General features: G+C 69.3%; 20 protein-coding genes. 15 read left to right on the top strand and 5 right to left on the bottom strand.

Annotated features, from left to right (window positions below; genetic code table 11):
* The first annotated feature begins 6 nt into the window (after nucleotides 1–6).
* Complete coding sequence (locus FBZ89_RS24735; protein WP_145753083.1) at nucleotides 7–588, top strand: DUF6491 family protein; 582 nt, start codon at nucleotides 7–9, stop codon at nucleotides 586–588.
* Between the two features lie 61 nt (nucleotides 589–649).
* Here the strand turns inward: FBZ89_RS24735 and FBZ89_RS24730 are convergent, their stop codons facing one another.
* From FBZ89_RS24730 to FBZ89_RS24715, 4 genes are all read right to left on the bottom strand, one after another.
* A complete protein-coding gene (locus FBZ89_RS24730) occupies nucleotides 650–1,012 on the bottom strand; it encodes a hypothetical protein (protein WP_088872743.1) in 363 nt (120 codons plus the stop codon).
* Between the two features lie 170 nt (nucleotides 1,013–1,182).
* Nucleotides 1,183–3,474, bottom strand: coding sequence for a hybrid sensor histidine kinase/response regulator (locus FBZ89_RS24725; RefSeq protein ID WP_145753081.1), 2,292 nt, complete (start codon nucleotides 3,472–3,474; stop codon nucleotides 1,183–1,185).
* Between the two features lie 96 nt (nucleotides 3,475–3,570).
* Nucleotides 3,571–4,296 carry a 2OG-Fe(II) oxygenase gene (locus tag FBZ89_RS24720; protein WP_342780649.1) on the bottom strand — a complete coding sequence of 242 codons (726 nt, stop codon included), beginning with the start codon at nucleotides 4,294–4,296 and terminating at the stop codon, nucleotides 3,571–3,573.
* Nucleotides 4,296–5,012: a 2OG-Fe(II) oxygenase gene (locus FBZ89_RS24715; RefSeq protein ID WP_145753080.1), complete on the bottom strand. Its 717-nt coding sequence runs from the start codon at nucleotides 5,010–5,012 to the stop codon at nucleotides 4,296–4,298. Before FBZ89_RS24715 ends, FBZ89_RS24720 begins: the two co-directional genes overlap by 1 nt.
* Nucleotides 5,013–5,230: 218 nt before the next feature.
* Here FBZ89_RS24715 and FBZ89_RS24710 point away from each other — a divergent pair, with 218 nt between their 5' ends.
* The 10 genes from FBZ89_RS24710 (at nucleotide 5,231) to FBZ89_RS24670 (ending at nucleotide 20,826) form a co-directional block, all read left to right on the top strand.
* Complete coding sequence (locus FBZ89_RS24710; RefSeq protein ID WP_145753078.1) at nucleotides 5,231–6,922, top strand: methyl-accepting chemotaxis protein; 1,692 nt, start codon at nucleotides 5,231–5,233, stop codon at nucleotides 6,920–6,922.
* Between the two features lie 279 nt (nucleotides 6,923–7,201).
* Nucleotides 7,202–7,360, top strand: coding sequence for a hypothetical protein (locus tag FBZ89_RS31025; protein ID WP_157999591.1), 159 nt, complete (start codon nucleotides 7,202–7,204; stop codon nucleotides 7,358–7,360).
* On the top strand, nucleotides 7,360–8,736 hold the full coding sequence (locus FBZ89_RS24705; RefSeq protein WP_145753077.1) for an efflux RND transporter periplasmic adaptor subunit: 1,377 nt from the start codon (nucleotides 7,360–7,362) through the stop codon (nucleotides 8,734–8,736). Before FBZ89_RS31025 ends, FBZ89_RS24705 begins: the two co-directional genes overlap by 1 nt.
* Before the next feature lie 53 nt (nucleotides 8,737–8,789).
* Nucleotides 8,790–9,470, top strand: a complete 681-nt coding sequence (locus FBZ89_RS24700; protein WP_199902739.1) for an ABC transporter ATP-binding protein — start codon at nucleotides 8,790–8,792, stop codon at nucleotides 9,468–9,470.
* Nucleotides 9,471–9,542: 72 nt separating this feature from the next.
* The gene (locus FBZ89_RS24695) at nucleotides 9,543–12,005 is read left to right on the top strand and encodes an ABC transporter permease (RefSeq protein ID WP_145753076.1); all 2,463 of its coding nucleotides are present in this window, start codon (nucleotides 9,543–9,545) and stop codon (nucleotides 12,003–12,005) included.
* A 13-nt stretch (nucleotides 12,006–12,018) separates the two neighbouring features.
* Entirely contained in the window at nucleotides 12,019–14,496 is a 2,478-nt protein-coding gene (locus FBZ89_RS24690) for an ABC transporter permease (RefSeq protein ID WP_186457562.1), read from the top strand.
* A gap of 48 nt (nucleotides 14,497–14,544) precedes the next feature.
* Nucleotides 14,545–16,992 (top strand): ABC transporter permease, encoded by a 2,448-nt coding sequence (locus tag FBZ89_RS24685; RefSeq protein ID WP_145753071.1) that lies wholly within the window; start codon nucleotides 14,545–14,547, stop codon nucleotides 16,990–16,992.
* Between the two features lie 31 nt (nucleotides 16,993–17,023).
* Nucleotides 17,024–19,477, top strand: a complete 2,454-nt coding sequence (locus tag FBZ89_RS24680) for an ABC transporter permease (RefSeq protein ID WP_186457561.1) — start codon at nucleotides 17,024–17,026, stop codon at nucleotides 19,475–19,477.
* Nucleotides 19,478–19,571: 94 nt separating this feature from the next.
* A complete protein-coding gene (locus FBZ89_RS24675; protein ID WP_145753068.1) occupies nucleotides 19,572–20,558 on the top strand; it encodes a threonine ammonia-lyase in 987 nt (328 codons plus the stop codon).
* Between the two features lie 64 nt (nucleotides 20,559–20,622).
* Nucleotides 20,623–20,826, top strand: a complete 204-nt coding sequence (locus FBZ89_RS24670) for a hypothetical protein (protein ID WP_145753066.1) — start codon at nucleotides 20,623–20,625, stop codon at nucleotides 20,824–20,826.
* Here FBZ89_RS24670 and FBZ89_RS24665 read toward each other — a convergent pair.
* The gene (locus tag FBZ89_RS24665; protein WP_145753064.1) at nucleotides 20,808–21,125 is read right to left on the bottom strand and encodes a hypothetical protein; all 318 of its coding nucleotides are present in this window, start codon (nucleotides 21,123–21,125) and stop codon (nucleotides 20,808–20,810) included. The two genes, FBZ89_RS24670 and FBZ89_RS24665, sit on opposite strands and share 19 nt — an antisense overlap.
* A gap of 780 nt (nucleotides 21,126–21,905) precedes the next feature.
* On the opposite strand from FBZ89_RS24665, the gene FBZ89_RS24660 reads away from it, so the two are divergent.
* The 4 genes from FBZ89_RS24660 to FBZ89_RS24645 all read left to right on the top strand — a co-directional run bounded on the left by FBZ89_RS24660 (nucleotide 21,906) and on the right by FBZ89_RS24645 (nucleotide 25,766).
* Nucleotides 21,906–22,925, top strand: a complete 1,020-nt coding sequence (locus FBZ89_RS24660; RefSeq protein WP_145753063.1) for an ABC transporter substrate-binding protein — start codon at nucleotides 21,906–21,908, stop codon at nucleotides 22,923–22,925.
* A gap of 10 nt (nucleotides 22,926–22,935) precedes the next feature.
* Nucleotides 22,936–23,775: an ABC transporter permease gene (locus tag FBZ89_RS24655; RefSeq protein WP_425465977.1), complete on the top strand. Its 840-nt coding sequence runs from the start codon at nucleotides 22,936–22,938 to the stop codon at nucleotides 23,773–23,775.
* A gap of 19 nt (nucleotides 23,776–23,794) precedes the next feature.
* The gene (locus FBZ89_RS24650) at nucleotides 23,795–24,562 is read left to right on the top strand and encodes an ABC transporter ATP-binding protein (RefSeq protein WP_211115354.1); all 768 of its coding nucleotides are present in this window, start codon (nucleotides 23,795–23,797) and stop codon (nucleotides 24,560–24,562) included.
* 109 nt (nucleotides 24,563–24,671) lie between these two features.
* A complete protein-coding gene (locus tag FBZ89_RS24645) occupies nucleotides 24,672–25,766 on the top strand; it encodes an L-dopachrome tautomerase-related protein (RefSeq protein WP_145753059.1) in 1,095 nt (364 codons plus the stop codon).
* The last annotated feature ends 133 nt before the right edge of the window (nucleotides 25,767–25,899 follow it).

The following is a 25,899-nucleotide window of genomic DNA, read 5'->3' as shown; positions in this document are numbered from 1 at the left end:
AGGACGATGACCAAGCGGTACGTGCAGATATGGGCGGTGATGGCTTTGGCCCTGGCGGGCTGCCAATCCGCCCCGCCGGACGGGGCCACCAAGGATGGTCCGGCCAGTGGTGCCGTGGCCTCGGCGGCCGAGGCGCCCGGCGACAGGCCCCCTGGCGCCAAGCCCCCTGGCGCCAAGCCCATGGCGGCGCAGCCGGCCTGCTTCTTCACCCGTGACATCGATGGCTGGAACAGCATCGACCCCTACACGGTGCGCATCCGTGTGGGCGTCAACAAGCGCTATGACCTGAAGCTGTTCATGCCGCAGCCCGACCTGTCCACCCGCCTGCAACTGGCCATCGTGACCAAACCGGGCGGGTCGGATTGGGTCTGTTCCCCCATGGATATAGAAATCATCGGTGAACCCCTGCACCTGCGCGTGCCGGTGCGGGAAATCATCGCCGTGCCGCCGGACCCGAAGGGCAAGGGCGGGGACCATGACAGGGATGGGGATGGCGCGGCCAAGAACCCCGGCCCCGCGGCCGCCCCTTATCCTGGCCCTAACCCCGGCCCGAATCCCGGCCCGAATCCCGGAGCGACGGGCGCCTGACCCGGCTGGAGGGAACGGCGGGGCTACGGGCATAACGCCCGGCCCCGCGGGTCCTTGACGTTTACTCTTCGCTGTCGCCGTCGGCGGCCGAACCCGGAGCGGCGCGGCGGCGCGGGGGGAAGCGGTCACCCCCGGCCGGGCCGCCATGGCTGCGTGGCGGCGCCTCGGCCCGCTGGGCGGCGGCGCCGTCGATGGAACCGGTCCAGCCGGACGACCGCGGACGCGCGCTGCGCTCCTCGGCGGCGGCGATGGTGCCTTCCAGTTCGCGGATACGCTCCTTCAGGGGGGCGATCATCGGGCTGCTGCGATTGCGGGCCAGATATTGTTCCAGGTCGCCCTTCAGGCGCTGTAACTGATTGCGCAAGGTCGCCAGGTCCGTTTTCGGCTTGGCGGAGCGGAAAACCCGTTCCTCGTGTCTGGTCACACCCGTCCTCCATTCGCGCCGGCGTCAACTGTCGGCGGCTGGTCTGCCCCCCAGGTATAGCAGCGACGGGCGTTTCATGAAACCCGGCGCGATGGGGGAGGGGTGACCCGTTCTTATCGGGGTAGTCCCGGCTCTGCCCACCCGCCTTTTCCCCCGGGGGGCGGCGGTCGCTACGGGGCGCCCAGACAGCGCGACATCGCCTGCCGCAGCTGGGTGCTGTCCAGGGGTTTGGGCACGATGGCGAAGCCCAGGCTCTCCGCCTCCGCCACGCGATCGCCATAGCCGCTGACCAGCAGGATGGGCAGGCCGGAGTACAGGTGGCGCACGGCCTGGGCCAGTTCCAGGCCGTTGCGCCCCCCGGGCAGCACGATGTCGCTCACCATCAGCGAGATGTCTGGCCGGTCGGCCAGCAGCGACTGGGCGGCGTCGGCCGTCGTGGCGGCCAGGACGCGGAAGCCCAATGCCTCCACCATGTCCCGCATGACCTTGGCCACCGTCGGATTGTCCTCCACCAGCAGGATCTGGCGTCCGTTGCCGGCGACCGTTGGAACACCGTTGGCCGGAACACCGTTGGCCGGAACACCGTTTGCCGGCATGGTGCCGGTCCCCGCGGCGGAGGCGTCCTCGTCGGTCCGGGGCAGGTAGAGGGTGATGGTGGTGCCGGCCGCGGCACTGTTCGGGATGGCCGGGTTCAGGCTGTCGGCCAGGGCCGCGCCGCCGGACTGGCGGGCCAGGCCGTGCACCTGGGCCAGCCCCAGGCCGGTGGACTTGCCGTCCTGCTTGGTGGTGAAGAAGGGGTCGAAGACCCGATCCAAGATGTCGGCCGGAATGCCCGACCCCGTGTCGCAGACCGTCAGGCGCACGAAATCGCCCATCAGGCCGCCGGTGCGCTCGCTCTCATGGCTGGCGGGGTCGATGTGGACGTTGGCGGCCGCCAGGCGCAGCACGCCGCCCCGGGGCATGGCGTCGCGGGCGTTGACCGCCATGTTCAGCAGCGCCAGGTCCAACTCCGTCCTATCCACGCGCAGGGGCCACAGGCTGGGCGGCAGCGCCGTTTCCAGGCGGATGTCGCCGCGCAGCGCCGGGCGCAGCAGATCGGCGATGTCGCCGGCCATGTCCGACAGACGCACCAGATCCAGGTGCAGGCGGGGCCGGCGGCTGAAGGTGCGCAGATTATGGGTCAGCCGTTCCCCCCAGGCGATCGCCTGCAGCATGGCGTCCAACACCTCGCGCTGGGGTTCGGTGTGCGGGCGGCGGCACAGCACCTCTGCCCCGCTGCGCACGGTCATCAGCAGGTTGGCGAAGTCATGGATGATGCCCCCCGTGATCTGGTCCAGCGCCTGCAGCCGCTGGGTGCGCAGCAGCGCGCCCTCTGCCCGCTCCCGCCGGGTCTCCGCCGCGCGCAGGGCCTGGGCCGCCAGCCTTTCCCGCCGGGCGCGGCGCATGGCCAGCAGCGTGGTGGCGCACAGCGCACCCATGACCGGCAGGGCCAGCAGCGCCAGCCGGCCCAGGCGCCGGTGCCATTGGCGGTCCAGCTGGGTCCGGTCCACGCCCACCATCACCGTCAGCGGCGCGTTGGCGATCAGCCGGCAGGCCGCCAGCCGCTGCCGCCCCTCGTTCGCGGCGCTCGCATCCGGCGGACTCGCGTCCGGAGTGCCATCGGGAGCGGCGGCGCGCCAGGTGGCGCGGGCGCCGGGACAGGCGGGGTCGACCCGCGCGCCATCGGTCGCGACCGGGCGGCCCGCCATGATCATGCCCTCGCGATTGACCAGCATGACGGTCGTGGCCGGATCGTCTTGCGTCACCCGCCGGTAGAAATCGTCGAAATAGGCCAGCGACATGGAAACGGCGGCGATGCCGGCCAGGCTGCCGTCGGGGTGGCTCAGGCGGCGGGCCAGGCTGAAGACGCGCTGATCGCCCGATGTCCCGCTGCCGGCCGACAGGCTGTCGGACGGGGGAATCAGCATTTCCGTCTGGCCGGCGCGCAACTGGCCGTAGGCGGGGCTGTCGGTGATGTCGGGCCTGCTGGCGGTGGGGGTATGGCGGCTGGCCGCCAGGGGCCGGCCCTGCGCATCCCACAGCCACAGCGCCTGGATTTGGGGAATGCCGGCCACCATGCCGGCCAGGGCGGCACCCACCTGATCCGTGTCCCGGGGGCGGGCGAGGTCGAGATGGGCGGGGTCAAGGTCGCGCACCCGGTCCAGGATCAGCCGGTCGCTCTCGATCACCTTTTGGGCGTGTTCGTCCACCGCGGCGGCGATGCGCTCCACCCGGTCGCCGGCTTGGGTGACGATGTCCCTGCGGCTTTCCAATCCAGCCGCAGCCAGCGGGGCCAGGGGGATCAGCACGGCGGCCAATATCTGCAGGCGCAGGGCCGCGATGGTGGAGGGCGCGCGCGGCGGCTCCGCCTCCGCCACCCGCGGCGCCCCGATGTCGGACCCGATGTCGGAATTGACCGTCACGACCGCCCTTGCGTCCCTTAGCCTACGCCAGGCCCGATCATATGGTCTGGTTTACGCGGTCTCCAATGGTGTTGCAGCCTATCCTTTTAGTTGAATTCAGGGTAGGCCGACAGGCTCGGCGGGGAAGGCCAGCTCATGCCGCGCCCGCCACTCGGGCTTCACATAGTTGATGATGATGGTGCGGCGAATGCCCTGGAAGGGGCGTCGGGCGAAGCCGTGCCAGGTGTCGCTGCCGGGAATGAACACCAAGCCGGTGTTGAAGCGGCCCGACGCCCGGCCGGCGTGGCCGCCCTCGGGCCCGTCCATGATGTCGGTACCGAGGTTTTCCGCGTCCGGCCCGGTGCTGAGGTAGACCAGCATGGTGAACAGCTTGGCGCCGATGTCGGTGTGTGGCTCCAGCCAGAACCCCTCGCGGTCCAGGCAATATTCGATGCGCAGGGACGATCCGCCGAGGTCCACGCCGAACTGGCGCGCCAGGGTGGACACCGTCTCAGGCGCCTGAAAGGCGGCCGCCACGGCGCCGCACACCGGGTATAGCTGCTGGTTGTCGGTCGACAGGAAGGTGCGGGTGGAGTTGTGCGTCTCCCGCCGGCCCCGGGTGTCGTCGATCTCCGGCGCCGCGAAGGGCAGGGTGGCCAGCGCCTCCGCCACGGCGGCCGGGAAGACGCTGTTGAGATACCAGTGGCGGTAGGGATGATCATCCCGGTCCGCCGCGTTCAGGCAGGCGCGCACATGGTGGCCGGTGGCGGCGTCCAAGGCCTGCGGGTCGAAGGCGGGCGTGTCGGCCTTGGGGGCGCCAGGGTGGGGGGCAGGAAAGCTCATCACATGTCCCCCTTGCCGGAGAAGGCGTTGCCCAGGCGCTTCAGGCCGGCGGTGACGCCGTGGCGCAGGGTCTCGCGCCGGGCGGTGCCTGCATCCACCATCCAATTCAACATGATGTAGCGTCTCACGCCGTCGTGTGGCTTGTGGCCGTGGAAGGAGTTGTCGGTGCGGCGGAACGCCACCAGCGTGCCGTCCAGGGGCAGTACCTCGGCCAGCATGTCCTCCATGTCGTCGGCGCTGCGCAGCAGGCGCAGGCGGCCGCCGGGCGCGGTCCATGTGTCGTTCAGGTACAGCAGCGCCGTCAGGCGCTTGGTCACGCTGTCGGTGTGGATGCGCCCGTCCTTGGGCACGCAGCGGCTGCGCACCGTCACCATCAGGGCGTCGGGATCCAGGTCCAGGCCGAAGGTCTCGGCGAAGGCCTGCGTCGTCTCCGGCGCCGTCAAGGCGGCCAGCAGGCGGGTGAAGCCGTCCAGGTCGCCCCGCTCCAGCTCCGCGCGCGATGGGGCGGGCACCAGACCGCCATGGGGGCTGTCGGGAAAGTCGTGGCGGGCGGTGACGGCTACGACGGGGGCGATGAAGCCGGTCATCACCAGGTGGGGAAACGGTTCCGTGGCCGGGCGCAGGGCGCGCAGGCCATCCAGGTTCAGGACGCCATCCGTCCGATTGGCCGGCGGCACCTGGGCCACGGACGGGGCGGGAGAGGAAAGGGCGGGCATGGGGCGGAGACCTTGAGAGGAGCCAGCCGGGGCGGGCCCCCTGGCGATGCTCTCTTTTCCACCTGTCCCGCCGGCGGGGCGTTGATCCAGGTCAAGGCCATATCCCTCCGCATACGTCGTCCGCGTTAACCGAATCCACCAGATTCATCATGGAAAATGCCGGCAGCGAGGGTGCGCCTATACGGGGGTCGCCCTCCGGGATTTCTGGAGTGATGACGATGCGTTGGATTTCCGATCTGGCCTTGACCCGCAAGATGGCCATACCTCTGGGCATGCTGTTGATCGTGGTCTGCGGCCTCATCCTCTATGCCGGGACGGCGATGACCACGCTGAACCGCCAGGCGGACCAGTTGGTCGACGTGCTGGCCCTGCGCCGGCAGACGGTGATGCAGCTGGCCAACGCCATGAATGAGGGGACGATCGCCGAGAAGAACCTGCTGCTGGAGCGCAACGCCGAGGCCCGCGCCGGCTTCGACAAGCAGCGACACGACTACTTCGCCCAGGCCGTGGACCTCGCCAACCTGCGCCTGGCCCAGGTGGACACCACCGCCGACCGCCCGCTGACGGAAGATATGGTAAAGGCGGTGAAGCGCCGGGCCGAGGTGTCGGACATCGTGGCGCCCATGGGCCTGCGCCAGGAACTGGACCAGGCCTATGACTTCTCGGCGAAGGAAGGTCGCACCGCCCGCAAGGCCGCCGCCGCCGCCATCGCCCAGCAGGTCAAGATGACGGATGGCGAGCTGGCGGCCGGCAAGGCGGCGGCGGCGGAACAGGGCCGCCGGGCCATCCTGCTGCTGGTGGTGGCCAGCGCCATCGGCCTGGGCGCCGCCGTCACCGTGCTGTGGCTGATCGTGCAGCGCCTGGTGGCGCGTCCGCTGGTGCGCATGGCGCACACCATGGAACGTCTGGCGGGCGGCGACCAGGACATCACCGTGGAGGGCACGGACCGCAAGGACGAGGTGGGCTCGCTGGCCCGTTCGCTGGAGGTGTTCAAGCAGAACGCCCAGCGGGCGGAGATGCTGGCCCTGGAACAGGTGGCGGCGCAGGAACAGCGCATGCGCCGCACCCAGGTGGTCGAGCGGCTGATCGTGGACTTCGACCACGCCGTCGCCGTCGTGCTTGACAATGTCTCGACCTCCGCCGACCGGCTGCACGGCGCCGCCGGCACCATGAACAGCATGGCCAACGAGACGCGGGAGCAGGCGACCGTGTCGTCCGCCGCGGCGGAGCAGACCTCGGCCAATGTGCAGACCGTGGCGGCGGCCACGGAGGAGATGACCAGCTCCATCGCCGAGATCGGCCGGCAGGTGGTGCGCTCGTCCCAGGTGGCGTCGCGCGCCGTGGATGACGCCCGCACCACCAACCAGACCATGCAAGGCCTGGCCGAGGCGGCGACCCGCATCGGCGCCGTGGTGCAGATGATCCAGGACATCGCCGGGCAGACCAACCTGCTGGCCCTGAACGCCACCATCGAGGCGGCGCGGGCGGGTGAGGCCGGCAAGGGCTTCGCCGTCGTGGCGGGCGAGGTAAAAAGCCTCGCCAACCAGACGGCCCGGGCCACGGAGGAGATCTCCGGCCAGATCGCGGCCATCCAGGCGGCCACGGGCGGGGCGGTGGATGCCATTCAGGCCATCGCCGCGACCATCGGCGACATTTCGGAAATCACCACCACCATCGCGTCGGCCGTGGAACAGCAGAACGCCACCACCACCGAAATCAGCCGCAGCGTCGCCCAGGCGGCGGTGGGCACGCAGGAGGTGACCAGCAGTGTGGTGTACGTCACCCGCGCCGCCGGCCAGGCGGGCGCGGCGGCGGGCGAGGTGCTGTCCTCCGCCGGCTCCCTCTCCGGCCAGGCCGCCACCCTGAAGCGCGAGATCGAGACCTTCCTCCAGGGTATCCGCGCGGCGTGACGGCTATTCGGGCTTGAGGCGGGGCGGGGCTGCCAAAGGGTGGTCCCGTCCCAGCTATTTTGGCGGAGAGTTCGGATTCACACGGCGGCGGGTGTCCGCATCCGGACAGTGTTCGCATCCGGACGCCGATGTTTGTGTCCAACCCATTGATAAATAAATAAATCTGGATCTGGCATATCCTTTGCCAATGGGAAGCCCGCAGCGTCCGCTTCGTGATTGGGCGCTGGCGGGGTGGTCCCTTCCCGGCCTGCCCTGTCCGACTGAAAAGGAAGTGGGGTTATGATGGTCCGGAACGACATCCTGATGGATATGCAAGAGGTCGCCGATACCCGGTCGCTGATCGAGCGGGTCGAGGATGCGCTGCTGTCGGTCAATCCGGACCTGTGGCTGGTCAGCGCCCTGCTGGTGGTGGCCATCCGTTGCCTGGGGGCGCTGTGATGGGCGCGCCGGGTTCGCCCAGCGTGGAGGGTTCCGTTGGCGGTGTCCACATCGTCAAGGCGACGGGCGTGGGCGGCACCGGCGGCATGGGCATCGGCATGGACCGCCGTGTGGAAAAGCCCAAGGGCTGGAAGGGCTGGGTCCACCGCGCCCGCACCGACAAGCGCGCCTGGGCGGCTGGCGCGGCGCTGCTGGCCCTGGCCGGCGGGGCCGCGGTCCTGACCCAGACCCAGGGCGGCCAGACGGTGCGGGTGGCGGAATCGCGCCTGACCGTGGCCACGGTATCCCAGGGCACGTTCGAGGATTTCATCCCGGTGCGCGGCGCGGTGGAACCGCTGAACAGCGTCTATCTCGACAGCATCGAGGGCGGCCGGGTGGAAAAGAAGCTGGTGGAGGTGGGCCAGAAGGTGAAGGCCGGCCAGCCGCTGGTGGAGCTGTCCAACACCCAACTGCAGCTGGACATCATCTCGCGCGAGGCGCAGGTGATGGAACAGATCAACCGCCTGCACGACACCGAGTTACAGCTGGAAACCAACCGCATCAGCAACCAGCGTGAACTGGCGGAGTGCGACTACAATGTCTCCTGGCTGTCCAAGGACCTGGAGCGCAAGACGGCGCTGATCAAGACGGGCGCGTCCTCGCAACGCGACATCGATATCATCCGCGACCAGATCAAATGGTATGAGCGCCGGCGCGACCTGACGCTGGAGACCATGCGCACCACCGACAAGATGCGCGCCAGCCAGTACACCGAGATGCAGGACAGCACCCGCCGCCTGGAGGAAAACCTGGCCATGGCGCGCAAGAACCTGGACAGCCTGGTGGTGCGGGCGCCGGTGGACGGCCAGATCACCGTGCTGGACGTGGAGATCGGCCAGACCAAGCAAAAGGGCGAGCGCCTGGGCCGCATCGACCGCGACGACGGCTTCAAGGTCCAGGCCCAGATGGACGAGTTCTATCTGTCGCGCCTGGAACTGGGCCAGACGGCGGAGGCCGCCATCGGCGCCGGGGAGTACAAGCTGAAGGTCGCCAAGATTTACCCGCAGGTCCGCGACGGCCAGTTCCAGGTGGATCTGGAATTCTTGGGCGCCGCGCCGCAGGATATCCGCAGCGGCCAGACCCTGCAGATGCGCCTGAAGCTGGGCGCGGCCACCACCGCGCTGTTGATCCCTAACGGCGGCTTCTACCAGGACACGGGCGGCGACTGGATCTTCGTGGTACAGCCGGGCGGAACCTATGCCGAGAAGCGGCGCGTGCACCTGGGCCGGCGCAACGCCCAGATGATCGAGGTGCGCGACGGCCTGGCGGCGGGCGAGCGGGTCATCGTCTCCTCCTACGGCGACCTGGCCCGCATGGACCGTATCGAACTGAATTGATCCGCCTACGAAACGATCATTGAATTTGTTGTCATAAGACGGGGATGGCAAGGATGCTGAAACTAGTCGACCTGACCAAGGTCTACCGCACGGAAGAGGTGGAGACGACGGCGCTGAACCAGGTGAACATCCACATCAAGCAGGGCGAGTTCGTGGCCATCATGGGCCCGTCGGGCTGCGGCAAGTCCTCGCTGCTGAACATCGTGGGCATGCTGGACAACCCCAGCAGCGGCCAATACTGGTTCGGGGATGAGGATGTGGCCGGCTATGGCGAACGTAAGCTGGCCGACATCCGCAAGAAGAACATCGGCTTCATCTTCCAGAGCTTCAACCTGATCGACGAGCTGACGGTGTTCGAGAACGTGGAGCTGGCGCTGCTGTACCACGACATCCCGGCGCGCGAGCGGAAGGAGCGGGTGAAGGAGGCGCTGGCCAAGGTCAACATCGCCCACCGTGAAAGCCACCTGCCGCAACAGCTGTCCGGCGGCCAGCAGCAGCGCGTGGCCATCGCCCGCGCCGTCGTCTCGCGCCCCCGCATGCTGCTGGCGGACGAGCCGACCGGCAACCTGGACAGCGCCAACGGCGAAGAGGTCATGAACATGCTGACCGAGCTGAACGGCGAGGGCACGACCATCGTCATGGTCACCCACTCCATGCCCCACGCCCAGTATGCCCGGCGCATCATCAACCTGTTCGACGGCCAGGTGGTGGCGGAAAACCTGCGCGCCGCCTGACGCCGCGCTTCCGTCCGTCCGCCTGCCCGCTGTCTGCCGCCGCCCTTCGCCGGAAAGGGGGAATGCCGCCCCATGTTCGCCAACTACCTGACCGTGGCGTTGCGCATGCTGGTCAAGCACAAGCTCTATTCCGCCATCACCGTGGCCGGGCTGGCGCTGGGCCTGGCGGCGGCCATCCTGATCGGCCTGTTCGTCCATAACGAACTGACCTACGACCGCGACGTCACCGACGTTGATCGCATCCAGCAGGTGCTGGTCACCGCCACCCTGCCCGGCCGCGCGCCGGAGGACGGGGCGTCGCTACCCATGCCGGTGGGTCCGGCGCTGAAGCAGGCCTTCCCCCAGGTGGCGGACGTGGCCCGCGTCGCGGCCCAGACCTCCAGCCTCAAGCGGGACGAGACGCTGTTCAGCGAACCGGCGGCCGTGGCCGACGCCAGCTTCTTCCGCCTGTTCGACTGGCCCTTCCTGGCGGGCGCCCGCGCCACGGCCCTGGACGATCCCAATTCCGTGGTGCTGACGCGCAAGACCGCCGCCAAGTATTTCGGCGACGCCGACCCGCTGGGCCGGACGCTGCTGGTGGACGGCCACCTGCTGCGCGTGACCGGCGTGGTGCGCGACCTGCCGCCCAACACCCAGTTCGCCTTCGCCCTGCTGCTGCCCATGGACAGCCCGGCCAACCAGCTTCCGGATTACCTGCGGGAACATTGGGGCGGCCTGATCGCCATGACCTTCCTGAAGCTGAAGCCGGGCGCCGACGCTGATGCCATCCAGGCGGGGCTTCCCGCCTTCGGCGCCGCCATACCGCCCATCCGCAGCAATACCGGTGAGGTTCATCTGGGCGACGTGTTCAAATTCTTCCTGGTGCCGCTGACCGAAGCCCACCTGCATCCCGTGCGCAACGCCATGGTGGAGGGCACCAGCCCCCTTGAGATCGGCATCTTTACCGCCGTCGCCGTGCTGGTCCTGGCCATTGCCTGCATCAACTTCATGAACCTGGCGACGGCGCGGGCGTCCTTGCGGGCACGCGAGGTGGCCTTGCGCAAGGTGGTGGGCGCCAGCCGTGGCCAGATCATGGTGCAGTTCCTGGGCGAGTCCATCCTGTTGACCACCTTGTCCCTGATCCTGGCGGTGGCGCTGGTGGAGATGCTGCTGCCGTCCTTCACCACCTTCCTGGGCAAGCCGTCGCTGGCCTTCGATTATCTGCGCGACGGGCGCGTGCTGGGCTGCCTGGCGGCTCTGGTCCTGGTGGTGGGCGGCGTGGGGGGGCTTTATCCGGCCGTCTTCCTGTCCGCCTTCCAGCCGGGTCCGGTGCTGAAGGGCAACAGCGGCGGCAGCGGGGCGGGCGGGCGTCTCCGCGTGGTCCTGGTGGTGTTGCAGTTCGCTATTTCCATCAGCCTGATGGTGGCGACAGGCGTGGTTTACGGCCAGCTGGCCTACGCCCAGGGGCGGGCGCTGGGCTTCAACAAGGAAGACGTGGTCATCCTGACGGATCTGTACGGTCCTGATGTGCGAAAGGCGGAAACCTTGCGGGACGCCTTGCGCCAGGATCCGCGCATCGTCGCGGCGTCCCTGGCCCAGTCCTATCCGGGCAGCGGCACGGAAAACAATACCGGGGTGCACCGTCCAGGCGCCACGGTCGATGACGGGGTGGTGCTGCGCCAGGACGCCGTGGATTTCGACTATTTCGCCGCCCTGGGGGTGCCGCTGCTGGCCGGCCGCGTTTTCGACCGGCGGTCGGCCGCCGACACGCTCTCCCCCGCCGATCCGGCCCACCCGGAAAAGATGCGTCACGGCGGCCTGATCCTGAACCGTGCCGCCGTTCAGCGCCTGGGCTACCCGACGCCCGAGGCGGCGGTGGGTCAGCTGCTTATACTGCCCAGCAACCTGGGCAGCGCGGGTATAGAAATGACCGTGGTGGGCGTGGTGGAGGACTTCCACCAAGCCAGTGTCCACACCGCCGTGGCGCCGCAGATCTTCTTCGTGGCGCCCTCCCCCAGCGATGGCCAACTGCTCATCCGGGTGAAGGCGGGGGAGATGCCCGGCGCCTTGGACCTGATCGACCGGACCTGGCGGCAGATGATGCCGGACCGGCCGGTGCCCCGGGTGTTCCTGGATGCCCAACTGCAAAGCGTTTACGAGCGCGAGATCAAGACCGGCCAGCTGTTCGCCGCCTTCTCCGGCCTCGCCATCGTCATCGCCGCCCTGGGCCTGTTCGGTCTCGCCTCCTTCACCGCCGAGCGGCGAACCAAGGAGATCGGGCTGCGCAAGGTGCTGGGCGCCGGCGTCACCGACATCGTGCGCCTGCTGGTCTGGCAGTTCTCCAAGCCCGTGCTGGTGGCCAACCTGATCGCCTGGCCCATAGCCTGGGTCGCCATGCGCCACTGGCTGGACGGCTTCGCCGACCGCGTTTCCCTCAATCCCCTGCTGTTCGTGGCGTCCGGCCTGTCGGCCCTGATGGTCGCCTGGGCCACGGTGGGGCTGCACGCCGCCCGGGTGGCGGCCACCAAACCCGTCGTCGCCCTGCGGTATGAGTAAAGGAGTCCCGGTCATGAAGATGTTGGGCAATTTCCTGCGGGTGGCGGTGCGCATCCTGGTGCGCGACCGGCTGTACACCCTGCTGAACGTGGCCGGCCTCGCCATCGGCATCGCCGCCGCCAGCATGCTGGGCCTCTATGTCTGGCATGAAACGCACTACGACGGCTTCTTCAGCAAGGCGGGGCAAATCTACCGCGTGGACAAGACGGAATTCGTGCCCGGCCGCATGCCCATCACCTACGATTCCACGGCCAAGCCCCTGGGTCCGGCGCTGAAGCAGGATTTCCCCGAGGTCGAGGCCATGGTGCGCATCGACAGCGATTCAGTCGTGGTGTCGCGCGACGGTAACGCCTTTCGCGAGCGGATACAGGTGGTGGACGGCGATTTCTTCCGGCTGTTCGACCTGCCCTTCATCGCTGGCGACCCCGGCACGGCGCTGGCCGCCCCGGGCACCGTCGTGCTGCCGGAAAGCCTGGCGCGCAAGTATTTCAATGGCGTGGATATTCTGGGCCGCACGCTGACGCTGACCAACGGTATCAGCCTGACGGTCAGCGGCGTCATCCGCGATCTGCCGACCAACACCCACCTGCGGCGCGACGCCATGCTGACCAACATCGGGACCCGGCTGGGCGATAACTTCGACGGCTGGTTCACCCGGATGGACACGGTGTGGAACACCAACTTCATCCGGACCTACATCCTGGTGAAGCCCGGCACCGATCCGGCGGCGCTGACGGCGCGGTTCCCGGCTTTCCTGGCGGCGCGCGACCCCAACTATCTGTCGACCGGCACCAACAAGCCGGCCAAGGCCCTGGTGCTGACCGGCCTAACCCATATCCACACCGATCCCACCGGGGTCAGCGCCAACCTGCTGGGCGTGCTGCATGGCCTGCTGGCCGTGGCCGCCGTGGTGCTGGGCATCGCCGTCGTCAACTTCGTCAACCTGTCGACCGCGCGATCCTCCCTCAGGGTGCGCGAGGTGGCGGTGCGCAAGGCGCTGGGTGCGCCGCGCGGCATGCTGATCGGGCAGTTCATCGTGGAATCGGTGCTGCTGACCCTGGTGGCGGCGGTGCTGGGGTACGTCCTGCTGGAAGTGCTCATGCCCACCTTCGTGTCCGCGCTGGGCATCCGGTTTGACCGGGGCTACCTCTACAGCCCCTGGCTGCTGGTGGCGGAATTGGCGGGGGTGCTGGCGGTGGGCGGGCTGGCCGGCCTTTATCCCGCGCTGGTCCTGTCGCGGCCCACCGCCTCGGTCCTGCTGAGAGGCGGGACGGTGGCATCGGGCGGGTCGGCGGTGCGCACCCTGCTGGTGGTGGCGCAGTTCAGCGCCGCCATCCTGCTGGCCATCTCCACCGTCGTCATCTTCCAGCAGACGCGCTACGTCAGCAGCCAGCAGCTGGGCTTCAACGCCGAAGGCGTGCTGCTGATGCGCGAACTGCACCAGCCGGAGGCGCGCGCCCACATCGAAAGCTTCCGCCAGGCGCTGCTGCGCATCCCGGGCGTGGGCCAGGCGGGCGCCAGTTTCCACGCGCCCAGCGACGGGTCGGACAGCACCGACAACTATCACGTGCCCGGCACGGTGGACGACGGCACCATCGTCTTCCGCAGCGAATTCATCGGGCACGACTACCTGCAGGCCATGGGCGTGCGCCTGCTGGCCGGCCGCCTGTTCGACCGCGCCGCCACGGCGGACGCACTGCGCGATCCCAAGGCGGCGGCACCGGCCGAGGGTATCAACAATGTGCGCCCCACCGACCCCCTGGGCCGCACGGTGGTGCTGTCCTGGCGCGCGGTCCAGCGCCTGGGCTTCCACACGGCGGAGGAGGCGGTGGGCCGCCAGGTGATCTACGACGTCGACTATCCGCTGACCATCATCGGCGTGGTGGATGATTGGCAGTTCAACAGCGCCCGCACGGAACTGCAGCCCACTGCCTTCCTGCTGGACGAACGGGGCCTGGACGTCATGGCCGTGCGCCTGACGCCCGCCGCCGGGGCCGCCACGCTGGCCGCCATCGATCAGCTGTGGAAGGACACCTTCCCCACCATCCCCGAGAACCGGCAGTTCCTGGACGACCATATCCGCGACGCCTACACGGGCGAGACGCGCCAGGGAACCCTGCTGGCGGGCTTCACCGGCCTCGCCATCCTGATCGCCTGCCTGGGCCTGTTCGGCCTCGCCGCCTTCACCGCGCAGCGCCGGACGAAGGAGATCGGGTTGCGCAAGGTGCTGGGCGCCGGCGTCACCGACATCGTGCGCCTGCTGGTCTGGCAGTTCAGCAAGCCGGTCATGGTGGCCAACCTCATCGCCTGGCCGCTGGCCTGGCTGGGGCTCAGCCGCTGGCTGCAGGGTTACGCCTACCGCATCGCGCTGAACCCGCTGGTCTTCGCCGTGGCCGGGCTGGCGGCCCTGGTCATCGCCTGGGTGACCGTGGCCGGCCATGCCGCCCGCGTGGCGGCGGCCAAGCCGGTGGACGCGTTGCGCTACGAATAGGCGCCGGCGGGATTGGCCAGCGGGAATGCAAAGGGGGGAGGGCGCATTATGTTCGGCAATTTCCTGAAGGTCGCCGTGCGGGTTCTGGTGCGCCAGCGCCTCTACACCGCCCTGAACATCGCCGGCCTGGCGCTGGGCATGGCCACGGCGGCCATGATCGGCCTCTTCGTCTGGCACGAGATGCACTATGACGGCTTCTTCTCCCACGCCGACCGCATCCATCGCCTGATCCGTACCTACCACACGCCCAGCGGGGCGGCGGTGACCGTGGCCGCGCAGTCCAAGCCCCTGGGCCCCGCCCTGGCGCGCGACTTCCCGGAGGCGGAGGCCGTGGTGCGGGTGGTGAACCACGCCGTGGCCGTGCGCCGCGACAGCGCCGTGTTCGAGGTGCGCCTGACCCTGGCCGACGCCGACTATTTCCGCCTGTTCGACTGGCCGTTCCTGGCGGGCGATCCCGCCACCGCCATCAGCCAGCCCGGCACCGTGGTCCTGACGGAGAGGACGGCGCGCAAGCTGTTTTCCAGCGTCGACATCCTGGGCCGCGCCGTCACCCTGACCTCGGGCGTGACGCTGACGGTGGCGGGCGTCATCCGCGACCTGCCGTCCAACACCGTCTTCCATATGGAGATGCTGGCCAACATCGCCACCCGTCTCAACGACGGCTGGGATGAGCCTTTCGCGGCGGCCGACACCCAATGGCACCACAGCTTCCTGCGCACCTACCTGCTGCTGAAGTCGGGGGTGGAGCCGGCGTCCCTGGTGGCGCGCTTCCCCGGCTTCCTGGCGGCCCGCATGACGGAGTACCTGGATACCGCCACCGGCAAGCCCAGCGTGACCCTGGATTTGCAGCCCCTGACCCGCGTGCATGTCGAGGGCATCAGCGACGACGGCGTGCCCCTTAGCCTGCTGGTCACCTTTCTGGGCGTGGGGGCGTTGGTGCTGGGGATCGCCGTGATCAACTTCATCAACCTGTCCACCGCCCGCTCCTCCCTGCGCGCGCGGGAGGTGGCCATTCGCAAGACCCTGGGCGGGCGGCGCGGTGTTCTGGTGGCGCAGTTCCTGACGGAATCGGTGCTGCTGTCCTTCATCTCCGGCGCCTTGGCCCTAGTGCTGGTGGAACTGGCCATGCCGCGCTTCCTGGCGCTGCTGGACCTGCGCATGGATGCGCACTTCATGTCGGGCCTGTGGATCGCGGCCATATCCCTGCCCCTGGTGGCGGTGGTGGGTCTGCTGGGCGGGCTCTATCCGGCGCTGGTCCTGTCGCGGCCCCGGCCAGGCGACCTGCTGAAGGGCGGCCCCATGGCGGCCGGCGGCGGGCGGCTGCGCGCCATCCTGGTGGTGGCCCAATTCGCCGCCGCCATTGTGCTGGGCATCTCCACCGTCGTCATGCTGCAGCAGACGCGCTATGCCAGCACCCAGCGCCTGGGTTTCATGCCGGAAAACGTCGTGTTGCTGCGCGGGCTGGACACGCCGGCGGGCCATGCCCACCAGCAGGCCCTGCGCGAGGCGCTGCTGCGCATCCCGGGTGTGATCGCGGCGGGCGGCAGCCTGTGGACGCCGGGCGACGGCGCCGATCGCTTCTCCTCCTACCGCCTGCCCGACACGCCCAAGGAGAAGGAACTGCAGCTGCGCACCGAGGGGGTGGACTTCGGCTACATGGAAGCCGTGGGCATGAAGGTTCTGGCCGGCCGGCTGTTCGATCAGGCCCACCCCCAGGACGGCCAGGTCACCCGGCCGGACGCGCCCGAGGATGAGGAAGCGCCCCAGGGGGACAGCATCGTGTTGTCCGCCCTGGCTGTGACGCGCCTGGGCCTGGGCACCCCGGAACAGGCCCTGGGACGCACGGTGATCTATGGCGACCACACGGCCGTGACCGTCATCGGCGTGGTGGACGACGTGCAGTTCGACAGCGCCAAGTCGGTGCTGGAACCCACCCTCTACCTGATCGAGCCCCGGTTCATGGACGTCATGGCGGTCCGGGTGGCCGCCGGCGGCGGGGCCGGTACCTTGGCCGCCATCGACGACACCTGGCGCCGCCTCTACCCCGACCTGCCGTTGAAGCGGGAATTCCTGGACGACCACATCCGCGACACCTACGCCGCCACGGCGCACCAGGGCCAGCTGCTGGGCCTGTTCTCCGGCCTCGCCATCCTGATCGCCTGCTTGGGATTGTTCGGCCTGGCGGCCTTCACGGCGGAGCGGCGGACGAAGGAGATCGGGCTGCGCAAGGTGCTGGGCGCCACCGTGCCCGACATCGTGCGCCTGCTCGTCTGGCAGTTCAGCAAGCCGGTGGTCGTGGCGACGCTGGTCGCCTGGCCGGTGGCCTGGGTGCTGGCCGGCCGCTGGCTGGGCGAATTCGTCTACCGCGTCGATCTCGATCCCCTGGTCTTCGTCATCGCCGGCCTGGTGGCGCTGCTGATCGCCTGGGTGACAGTGGCCGGCCACGCCGCCCGGGTGGCCGCCGCCAAGCCGGTGCGCGCCCTGCGCTATGAATAGTCCTCGCTGCGACCAGGTTGGGATGCCGCCCATGCTGTTGAACTATGTGCGTGTCGCCTGCCGGGTGCTGCTGCGTCAGCGGCTCTACACCGCCTTGAACGTGATGGGCTTGGCGCTGGGCATCGCCACGGCGGCCATGATGGGGCTGTACGTCTGGCATGAGACGCACTTCGACGGTTTCCACAGCCAGGGCGGGCGTATTTTCCGCATCGTCCAGGCCCAGTACGTGCCAGCCCAGGCCCCGATCCGCCGGATCGAGACACCCAAGCCCCTGGGCCCCGCGCTGGCGCAGGACCTGCCCGCGGAGGTGGAGACCATGGTGCGGGTGGTGCGCCATGCCATCGTGCTGCGCGACGGCGGCACGCCGGTGGAGGACACCATCTACCTGGCGGACGCGCCCTTCTTCCGCCTGTTCGACTTTCCCTTCCTGGCGGGCGACCCCGCGACGGCTCTGGCGCAGCCGGGCACCATAGTGCTGACCGAAAGCCGGGCGCGGCGCTATTTCGGCTCGTCCGACGTCCTCGGACGCACCCTGGAACTGACCTCGGGCGTCCGCCTGGTGGTGACGGGCGTGGTGCGCGACCTGCCCTCCAACACCATATTCTCCCGCGAATTTCCCGCGACGCTGTGGACCAACGTTGCCACCCGGTTCCAGGATGGCTGGGATGCGGAGTTCGCCGCCAAGGACACGCTGTGGCGGGATGAGTTCCTGCAGACCTTCGTGATGCTGAAACCGGGCGTGGACGGGGGCGCCTTGCCGGCACGCTTCCCCGCCCTGCTGCTGGCCCATCGCGAAGGCCGGCAGGACATCGCGCCGGGCCTGGTGGAAACGCTGGAGCTGCAACCCCTGACGGCCATGCACACCGACCCGATGGCGGGCCTGGGCATCGCGCCCGGCGCCTTGGCGGCCTTCATCGGCATCGCCTGCCTGGTGCTGGGCATCGCCGTGGTCAATTTCGTCAACTTGTCCACCGCTCGCGCCTCCCTCCGGGCGCGGGAGGTGGCCATCCGCAAGACGCTGGGCGGTCGCCGTGGCCAGCTGGTGGCGCAGTTCCTGCTGGAATCGGTGCTGCTGGCCCTGGCGGCGGGCCTTCTGGGCCTGGTGCTGGCGGAATTGGTCATGCCCCGCTTCCTCGCCCTGCTGGCCGTCAGGCTGGACGCGCGCTTCCTGGGCGGCACAAGCCTGGCGGCGGCGGTGCTGCTGCCAACCCTGCTGGTGGGCCTGTTGGGGGGATTGTATCCGGCGGTCGTGCTGTCGCGGCCCCGACCCACAGACCTGCTGCGCGGCGCGCAGGCGGCGGGGGGCGGGCGCCTGCGCGCCGCCCTGGTCATGCTGCAGTTCACCGCCGCCATCGTGCTGGTCATCGCCACCATCGTGATGGGGCAGCAGACCCGCTACGCCAGCACCCAGCAGCTGGGCTTTCGGGCGGAGGGGGCGGTGGTGTTGCGCGGCCTGGCCCGGCCGGCGGGGCGGGCGGGCTTGGCCAGCCTGCACGACGCCTTGGCGCGCATTCCGGGCGTCGCCGCCGTGGGGGCCGCCGCCAACGTGCCCAACGACCGCAGCGAATGGACCAACAATTACCGCCTGCCCGAGGCGCCGGACGGGACCCGTGACCTGCTGTTCCGCACCGAACCGGTGGACGTGGACTATCTGCAGGCCCTGGGCGTGCCCGTGCTGGCCGGCCGCGTGTTCGACCCGGCCCGGCCGGGCGACGTCACCAGCCACGCGGCCATCCGGGCGGGGACGGCCGGCACCACCATTCCCGTGGTCCTATCGGTCACGGCAGCGGCCCGCCTGGGCCTGGGCGCGCCGGACCGGGCGGTTGGGCGCACCGTGGTTTACGGCGACAGCCTGCCCCTGACCGTGGTCGGCGTGGTGGCGGATGTGCAGTTCGGCACCGCGCGCCAGGCTTTGGAGGGCACCGTCTATCTGGCCATGCGGGATGAGCTGTCCGTCCTGTTGGTGCGGTTGGCCCCCACAGCTGACGCCGCGACCCTGGCCGCCATCGACGACACCTGGCGCCGCCTGTTCCCCGACCTGCCCCTGAAGCGGGAGTTCCTGGATGAGCATGTGCGCCAAGTCTACGCCGACGAAGCGTTGCAGGGTCAGTTGCTGGCCCTGTTCTCCGGCCTGGCCATCCTGATCGCCTGCCTGGGCCTGTTCGGCCTGGCGGCCTTCACGGCGGAGCGGCGGACCAAGGAGATCGGCATCCGCAAGGTGCTGGGCGCCACCGTGGCCGATATCGTCCAGCTGCTGGTCTGGCAGTTCAGCAAGCCGGTGCTGGTGGCTAACCTGATCGCCTGGCCCCTGGCGTGGATGCTGATGGGCTGGTGGCTGGGCGGCTATGTCTATCGCATCAACCTCAATCCGCTGGTCTTCGCCTTGGCCAGCCTTGCCGCCCTGCTCGTCGCCTGGGTCACGGTGGCGGGCCACGCCGCCCGGGTGGCCTCGGCCAAGCCGGTCACGGCGCTGCGGTATGAATAAGATGGCCGAATAGGCGCCATGCCTGACGGCGGCTTGCCTTGGGCAGGGCGGCGGTCCAGCCTGACCCCTCGGTTTCAACGAGGGGAAACGCATCATGGCGGCGATGGCGGTGACGGGCGCGGATGTCGAGGCGGCGGCCCAGCTTCTGGCGGGCAAGGCGGTGGTCACACCGTTGATCACCAACGCGGCGCTGGACGCGGCGGTGGGCGCCCGCGTGCTGCTGAAGCCCGAGGTGTTGCAACGCACCGGTTCCTTCAAGTTCCGCGGCGCCTACAACCGCCTGGGCCGCCTGACGGCCGAGGAACGGTCGCGGGGCGTGGTCGCCTGGTCATCCGGCAACCATGCCCAGGGCGTGGCGGAGGCGGCCCGCCTGGTGGGCACCAGGGCCACCATCGTCATGCCCGCCGACGCCCCCGCCATCAAGGTGGCGGGCACCCGTGCCCTGGGCGCCGCGATCGTGTTCTACGACCGCCTGACGGAGGATCGCGAGGCCATCGGGCGCGACCTCTGCGCCCGCACCGGCGCCGTGCTGGTGCCTTCCTACGACGACGTGCACATTATCGCCGGCCAGGGCACCGTGGGGCTGGAGATCGGGCGCCAGGCGGCGGCCCTGGGCCTGACCGTCGACGCCTGCCTGGTGAACTGCAGCGGCGGGGGCCTGGCCACCGGCACCGCCCTGGGCCTGAAGCAGACCTTCCCCCAAGCCAGCGTGCACACGGCGGAGCCCGAAGGCTTCGACGACATGGCGCGGTCGCTGACGGCCGGTGAACGGCTGGCCAACGCGCCCGGCGCAAAATCCTCCTGCGACGCGTTGCTGGCGCCCATTCCCGGTACCATCACCTTTCCCCTGGCCCAGGCGCTGTTGGGTCCTGGCCTGGGGGTGACGGAGGCGGAGGTGCGCGCCGCCATGCGTTTCGCGGCCGCGAACCTGAAGCTGGTGGTGGAGCCTGGCGGGGCGGCCGCCCTGGCGGCGCTGCTGGCCGGCAAGGTGGAAACGGCCGGCCGCACCATCGCCGTGGTACTGTCCGGCGGCAATGTCGACCCGGTTTTCTATGCCGAGGTCTTGGCCGAGGCGGCCTGAGCAAGCTTGCAGTAAGGGAAATAAATGACCCCAGCGCCAGGGGCATAGGAAAGGGATGAGCGGCATGGAATTCGAAGACCGGTTGGCGGTGAAGCTGCTGGCCCAGGCTCAAGCCCTGCTGGGCAAGGCGATGAACGAGACGCTATGCACCCATCCCGACCGCCGCCTGGTCCGCGCCCTGGTGGACGAGGCCCAGGCGATGATCGCCGAGTTCGGGGACACGTATTTCGAGGACAGGGCCGCTGAGGATCAGGCCGCCTCTGGCTGACCGGCCCCGTTGCCGTCCAGCTGGGGGCCTTCCCAGCTGCGCCAGATCTGGCCGCGGCTGTCGCGGGTGCGGCGCTGGTCGGCGATGGCCGCCTCCAGGCTGCTCACGGCCCGCTCCAGCGCCCGCACGCTGCGGAAACGCTGCCCGTCCAAGGCCTGGAACAGGCTGTGCGAGGCGAAGAACTGGACGTCCCGGCCGTCCTGAACGGCCAGCCCCGCCGTATGGCGGGCGGTCTCGATGATGACCGCGGCGGGCGCGGGCGCCCGGACGGTATCCTGATTTTGAATTCGCTGGCTCATGGTGAGCTCCCTCTACACCCCCGCCATTACGGGGGTGTGAAAACAACACGATGGTTTTATGGCTCGAACCCCCGAGCGGGGAGGAGCGCTGCGGCTGGACAAGGGCGGGGCGTGCAGGTGCGCGCCCGGCGGATCATCAACAGCGGCAGCCCATGCGCATGCGGGGACAGCGGCCGGACAAGGCGGTGGCCTTGGCGGGGAAGCGGCGTCGGGTCGGGAAAGTGCGGGTCATGGCGTCATCCTTCACGTTCCGGAGGAACCACGAAGGGGCTTCGTGGCGCTTTAGCGGTTGGTGACGCGGCGCAAGCTGCTCCGTCAAATGGCCGCGGGCCGGTTGGCCGGGCCCCCACCGGAAAAAGGGAACGAACGGGCGGTTGTTCCTGGACGGCGAAGGGCCCGGCACTGGCCGGGAAGGAGGGCTGGGAGCGCCCCTTCCTTGACGCCAAGGCTGTCATCCGCAGTTCGCACTGTCAATAACGATAATAATGACGATTCTTTAATGTTGAATTAAGGATGGCGTCACTATCGGCCGTTTTCCTGGGGTCTATCCCCCTGCGATGGCGGGGTGGAGAATGCCGATAGGGCCAACCGCTGTCGGTGACGATCATCACGCCGGCCCTATCCCGTTCGGCCATGCGGCAATTCAACATATTGGCGTGTTGAATTTACGGTAGATCACGCACGCAGGCGCGGGCATTGACAGTTTGCCGCACATGCCGATCCTATGCCGGCCGGCTTAATCCCCGCATTTCCGGTTACACCTCGAAAGGGAGCTGCCCCATGCGTCGTGCCTATTCGTCCCTGCTGACGGCCCTGCCGCTGATCGGCGCGCTGCTGGCGGCCCCCGCCACCCAAGCGGCCGACCCGGTGGTCCACATCGGCTACATCCCCGTGCTGGGCGCGGCGCCGGCCTACATCATCAGCCAGGAGGGGTGGGACAAGCAGGCGGGGTTCGAGCTGAAGCTGACGCAGTTCGACAGCGGCCCCAACATGATCCTGGGCCTGGCCTCCGGCACGCTGGAGGCCTACATGGGCGGCATCGGCCCCCTGATGGTCGCGGGCTCGCAGGGCATCACGGTGAAGGTGGTCGCCTCCACCGCGGTGGAGGAGCTGGTGGTGGCCGGCGGGCCGGATCTGTCGGCCGAGGCGGCCAAGGGCGGCACCAAGGCGGAGGCCATCGCGCGCCTGGCGGCCAAGCTGGGCCGGCCGGTGAAGATCGCCACCCAGCCCGTGGGCTCCATCCCCGATACGGTGCTGAAGTACTGGCTGCAGGAAGATGAGCACGTCGATGCGGCCAAGGTGCAGATCGTGCCCATGGGCATCGACGCCACCCAGCAGGCGCTGCTGGCGGGCGCGGTGGACGCCGCCACCGTGCGCGAGCCGGCCCTGACCATCATCCAGGACCGTCTGCCCACGGTGAAGGTGCTGGCCTATGGCAAGGACATGATCAAGGACCAGCCGGGCACCGTGCTGGGCGTCACCGGTGCCCTGGCCAAGGATCACCCGGAACTGGTGCAGAAGCTGGTGGAACTGGTGGACAAGGCCGTCACCCTGATCGCCCAGGATCCGGCCCGTGCCGCCGCCGACGTGGAAAAGGTGCTGGGCCGCGGCATCGTGGACGTGAAGACCATGCAGCGCGCCCTGACCTCCCCCGCTTCGCAGTTCGTGGTCGACCCCCGCCGCATCGTGGAAAAGACCAAGACCTTGCAGGACTTCCAGGTGAAGACCGGCGTCTTGAAGAAGGCGGAGCCGCTGGATACCCTGTTCGACGCCAGCTATTACGAAAAACTCCATAAGTGAGCGTCGTCGTTTGACCCCCCCGACATCGCCGGATCAGCCCGGGGCCGCCCTGCCGGCCCCGGGCAAGCGCATACCCCCGTCCGCCTTCCTGGCCAAGCCGTCCCGGCGCCATCGCGGCCTGTGGGCGTTGCTGGGTGTCGTCGCCTTCCTGGCGGTGTGGGAGGCGGTGCCGCGCCTGGGCCTGGTGCGCCCCGTGCTGCTGCCGCCGCCCAGCGCCATCCCCCAGGCCTTCGCGGCCGAGGTGCGCAGCGGGGCCTGGACGGACGCCATCCTGCAAAGCCTGGGGCATTATCTCTGGGGCCTGGTCATCGGCTCGGTCGGCGGCATCGCCGCCGGCGTGCTGACCGGCATGTCCCGGCGGCTTGAGGATTTCACCAGCTGGGTGGTGCGCCTGCTACGCCCCATTCCCGGCCTGGCGTGGGTCCCCTTCGCCATCATCTGGTTCGGCGTCACGCCCACGGCCGCCATCTTCATCATCGTGCTGGGCGTCTTCTGGATCAATTACTTCGCGGCATTGGGCGCGGTGCAGGCCGTGGACCGCGACCTCCTGGAGCTGGCCGACGCGTTCGGCCACCGCTCCACCCCGGCCAAGCTGGTCAAGATCGTGCTGCCCGCCGCGTCCGGCGCCATCCTGGCGGGCCTGCGCACCGGCCTGGGCCAGGCGTGGATGTCAGTGGTGGCGGCGGAGCTGTTCGGCGTGCCGGGATTGGGACAGCGCATGATGCAGGCCAGCTCCCTGCTGGCGACCGACATCGTCATCGTCTACATGGCCACCATGGCCCTGTTCTATGGCCTGGTCGACATGGGCTTCGTCGCCGTGCGCGACCGCCTGATGCGCTGGAAGGCTTAAGATGGCGGAGAGGGCCCCCATGATCGAGATCCACGATCTCAGCCTTGCTTTCCCCAACCCCGCGTCGCCCGATGGCCGCACCGTGGTGCTGCGCGACTTCAACCTGTCGGTCGCGGCCGGGGAATTCATCGCCATCGTCGGCGCGTCGGGGGTGGGCAAGTCCACCCTGTTGCGCGTGGTGGCGGGCCTGGTGCCGCCCAACAGCGGCACCATGACCCACGCCCAGTCCGGCGCCCTCAAGGGCCGCCGCCCCTACGGCCTGGTGTTCCAGGACGCGCGCTTGCTGCCCTGGCGCACCGTGCGCGCCAACGTCGCCTTCGGCCTGGAAGGGCTGGGCCTGTCCCGCGCCGAACGCCGGCGGCGGGCGGAAGAGGCGCTGGCCCTGGTGGGCCTGGCCGACAAGGCCGGCCGCTGGCCGCACCAGCTGTCGGGCGGCCAGCGCCAGCGCGTGGCCATCGCCCGCGCCCTGGCGGTCAATCCCGACCTGCTGATGATGGACGAACCCTTCGGTGCCCTGGACGCCATTACCCGCCAGTCCCTGCAGGACGAATTGCTGGACCTGTGGCGGCGCACGTCCAAGACCATCCTGTTCGTGACCCACGACATCGACGAGGCCGTCTACCTGGCCGACCGCGTCATCCTGCTGGCGGGATCGCCCGCCACCGTACGGTCGGAGGACAGGATAGGTACCGCCCGTCCCCGCGCCCGCGATGACAACGCCGCCCGCGCCCTGGCCACCCGCATCCGCGATCGGTTGTCGGACCTGATGGATGGCGGCGGCATCTGATGTCACCATTCACGGATGAATAGTTTGTCTAAGGATTTGGGGAATTTTGGCGCATGACTGAATAGGTCAGGGTTGGGCATTGATCGTTTCCGCCTAAGGATCTGACATCATGCCTATTCCCGCCCTGTCCCGCCTGCGCATCGCCGCCGCCGTGATGGCGCCGCTTATCCTGGGCCAGCCCGTGGCGGCCGCGCCGCCATCCCTGGCCGTCGCCGTGCAGAACCCCGATGCCGTGTGGAACGCGGTGGCCGTGGACGGCGCACGGGTCTTCCTGGCCGGCCCGCGCTGGACGGGCACCAAGTTGCCGCCCCTGGTGGTGGTGGACGGTGCCGGCACGCCCCATTCCTATCCGGATGCCGCCTGGAACGCCTGGGCCCCCGGGGCTGATCCGTCCCGCGCCTTCGTGAACATCAACGCCATTCATCGCGACGAGGCCGGTGGCCTGTGGGTGGTGGACACCGGCGCGCCCGACTTCGGCGGCAACCCGCTGCCGGCTGGGGCCAAGGTGGTGCGCATCGACCTCAAGACCGCGCGGGTGGACCGCATCATCCCGCTGGGGCCGGAGATCGCCCGCCCCGGCAGCTACGTCGATGACATCCGCTTTCACGGCGATCACGCCTATCTGACCGATGCCGGGCAGCCCGGCCTGATCGTGCTGGACCTCATCACCGGTGCCGCGCGCCGGGTGCTGGACCGCCATCCCTCCACCCTGGCGCCGGCCGATCGGCCGGTGGTGGTGGAAGGGGAGATGGTCATGGCGCCGGATGGCCGGCCATTGGCCGTGCATGCCGACCCGCTGGAGGTCAGCCCGGACGGTGAATGGCTGTACTACGCGCCCCTGGAAGGGCCATGGTCGCGGGTACCCACCCGCCTGCTGGACGATCCGGCCGCGCCCGCCGCCACCCTGGCGGCGGCGGTCCAGCCCTGGATCGACCTGCCGCCGGTGGGCGGCACCGCCATGGGCCCCGATGGCAGCCTGTACTACACCGACCTGGCGGCCAACGCCGTGCGCCGCCGCGCCCCTGACGGCGGCGTGACCACCCTGGCCCAGGACAAGCGCCTGCATTGGGTGGATGCGCCCTACCTGGCGGCGGACGGCACCTTGTGGCTGCCGGCGGCGCAGATGGACCGCGTGGCCCTGTTCCACCATGGGGTCAGCCGGGTGCGGCCGCCCATGACCGTCTTCACGCTCTACGCACGCTGAACGCAAAAAAGGCCGGGGACATCCCCCGGCCTTTTCCATCGGTGCGCCAGGCATGGCGCGAGGTGCGTAAGCACCGAGAGCCGGGTTGGTAACCGGCTTGTGACTTGGAGGTGGAAGTCCTCTACGGACCCTG

Source organism: Nitrospirillum amazonense (assembly GCF_007828045.1).
GTDB classification, from domain to species: Bacteria; Pseudomonadota; Alphaproteobacteria; order Azospirillales; family Azospirillaceae; genus Nitrospirillum; species Nitrospirillum amazonense_C.
The sequence above is the reverse complement of the archived record's forward strand: the minus strand, read 5'-3'. Positions and strand labels throughout refer to the sequence as shown.